The 2,030-nt window shown below is 45.6% G+C and carries 1 protein-coding gene; it reads right to left on the bottom strand.

Features of this window, described 5'->3' with window-relative positions:
* A partial coding sequence (locus tag QUB26_RS31620) for a hypothetical protein (RefSeq protein WP_333321256.1) occupies window positions 1-2,030 on the bottom strand: 2,030 nt, incomplete at both ends.

The following is a 2,030-nucleotide window of genomic DNA, read 5'->3' as shown; positions in this document are numbered from 1 at the left end:
GGCAAATTATTCATCTGCGTCCCAGTTCCTTCCGGGTGAAATGACCCCCCCGTCACCTCATATTCACCCGGCAAATACTCCCCATCCTTCCAACTAGACTTCGACCAACTTTCACTCCAATTATTCCGACCATCATCCCATACTGTCCCGCTGCGAGTCCAACTCCAACTGCTGCCATTACTCGTATAGACACCCCCTTTCGTCACCGATTCTGAGTCGTAACCGCTCACAGTTTCCGTCCAACTGTAACCTCCCTTAAAATAAGATTTGCTGTAACTCTCACTCCAGCTAGAATACTTGGACACCGAACTAGCTACGCCGTTACTATCGTAAGTGCTTTCGCTCGACCATTTCTCGTAACTCGAACTGCCATTTTCTGTTCTTTGGCCATCTTTATAAGTTGTAACTGTCTGTGAATTCCAAGTACGGGAGGTGTCGCTACTGTTAGATGAGGTGGAATTACTGCCCGAGGTGCTGCTGTTACTTTTGGTAGCTGTTATTGTGGATTCGTCACTGTTACTTTGAGTAGTATAAGTATCAGCATTATACTCGCTCTCCCACTGAGCATGATTTTCGGAGTAGTTTTCTTGTGAGTTTTTAGAACTGACTTTGCCCTCACTGTTGCTGCTGGAAGAGTTCGACTTACTGAGAGAATAAGTATCCCGATTGTGGCTGCTAGTTGACGGCCCGTTTTTGTAATTTTGCGTGTCATTCCCTTGACTGACAGAATAATTGTTATTGCGGTTGTTGTGCCAGTATGAGGGGCCGTTGCTGCTGTTGGTTTCTTGAGATTGATTGACCGTGTAAGTGGATTGATTGCTGGTATTTTTTGACTGGCCGTCATCGTAACTGCTGTGATAATTACTATTGGCTTCTGAATAAGTATCGCGGCTGTTGCTGCCGACTGTTTTGCCATCAGTTGTAGTGTTGTCCCAAGTTGAATTGATTACTGAATAGTTGTCGCTGCTGTTGCCATTTTTGTAAAAACCGCTGCTACTGCTACTCTCATAGTTCGAGCTATTTACTTGGCTTTCTTCCCCGCTGTGAGTGTTGATGGAACTATTACCATTGCTGCTATTCGTCCAATCGGCTTTGCCTTGAATTTGAGTTAAACTGTTGTTGAGAGAACTTCCGGTGCTGCTAGTATAGTGAGTGGTTGAAGTTGATTTTGACCCCCAATCGTCTTGGCGGTTGCCGTTATTAATTGCATAGTCGGTTCCGTATTGACTGTCTGATTGGGAAAAACTGTTTCGGTAACTGTCGGCAGTGGTGTTTGTAGTTTGTTCGGGACTGGTATAATTGCTAGAAGAGCGGGATTTTTGAAGATATGAGCTTTGGTCGTTGCGAGTGCCTTCGTATTTAACTCGGCTGTAGTTTTGCTGCGATTGATTTGTGTTTTCGACTGAGTTTTGGGAAAAGTTTTTGCTGGTGTAGGTAGCCGCATTTGTGCTGGAATCGCTGGTTGATTCGTTAAAAGAGTTGCTCTTGCTGTTGGTGTTGACGGCGTTTTGATCCCAGCTTGATTCGGTGTTTGAGAAGTTGCTATTGGTTTGAGAGTTGGTGATGGTTGTGCCGTTGGAACTACTGGTAGAGGTAGTTGTATATGGCGCTAATTCTGTGGTATAAGAGCTGGTGCCAGAGTTGTAGTCTCCGGTTGAGGTGCTGGTAGTTTTTGGTGTGCCTGGGGCGTTGGTTGCGGTCGGTCTTTCTGAGGGTTTGGCTGTACTATTCGGAGAGTTACTGACATTTGCATCGGCATCAATCAGCGATTTTGTCAATTGTTTGGTGGCTGCTAATACTGGTATTGCGGGGATTGTTTCTGTGGCGGTAGCAATTGCTAATTGGGGATTTAAGATTCCGTATCCTGTTCTTTCGTCCCATCCTGGTACGTCGATGTCGCTGGCTGTTTTTAGGAGGATGTTTTTGATTTGTTGGCGGTTCAGTGATGGGTTGGCTGCCCACATTTGGGAGATGGTGTTTGTGACGAAGGCTGCTGCTATTGATGTGCCTTGTTTTGTTTCGGTTGTTGA

It is taken from the genome of Microcoleus sp. B4-C1 (assembly GCF_036705285.1).
Lineage (GTDB): Bacteria > Cyanobacteriota > Cyanobacteriia > Cyanobacteriales > Microcoleaceae > Microcoleus.
The sequence above is the reverse complement of the archived record's forward strand: the minus strand, read 5'-3'. Positions and strand labels throughout refer to the sequence as shown.